The following is a 589-nucleotide window of genomic DNA, read 5'->3' as shown; positions in this document are numbered from 1 at the left end:
CCGGCGACACCGTACCGCTGGAATCCCTGCACCACCCCGTCCGCGTCCCGCGCGATCGCGAGCAGCATGCCGGGGCACCGCCCGTCGAGCGGGTGGTCGAGGATCATCGAGAATCCGCGGTCCGACGGTCCGCCGTGGGCGTGCGCCGCGATCTCCCGGAGCTCACCGCGCAGCGGTTCGGTCACGTCGGCCTCCGCGATCACCTCGGTCGTGACGCCCGCGTTCCGGGTCCGGCTCACCGCCTGACGCAGATTCCGGAAGCGGCGACCGACCATCTCGAAGCCGGCCACGTCGATGACCACGTCCCGGCCGATCGGGACCGCCCACAGTTCCGGCCACAGTCCCCGCCGGCCTTCGCTCGCCGCGAGGACCATGATGCGCCAACCCCGCGACCGGCAGTGCTCCCGGAACCCGGCGACCAGCACCGGGAACAGGTCGGGGTCGCCTATGGGATCGCCGCTGACCACCGCGATGCCGAGACGGGCGTGGTAGCCGAGCGCGGCGCCGCGGTCCGTGGTGACGAAGTAGCTCTTGTACGAGTGCATGGCGAACGGCGCCAACGGATCCCGGACTGAGCGGTCGACGAGCG

At 72.0% G+C, this 589-nt stretch carries 1 protein-coding gene; it reads right to left on the bottom strand.

All coding sequences use genetic code 11. The features are described from left to right. Positions 1-589 (bottom strand): phosphatidylglycerol lysyltransferase domain-containing protein (locus ABD951_RS28520; RefSeq protein WP_345353650.1); only part of this gene is annotated, 589 nt, incomplete at both ends.

Source organism: Rhodococcus olei, assembly GCF_039540555.1.
Taxonomy (GTDB): domain Bacteria; phylum Actinomycetota; class Actinomycetes; order Mycobacteriales; family Mycobacteriaceae; genus Rhodococcus_G; species Rhodococcus_G olei.
Note: the sequence above shows the minus strand (reverse complement) of the source record. Positions and strands in the feature narration are given on the sequence as shown.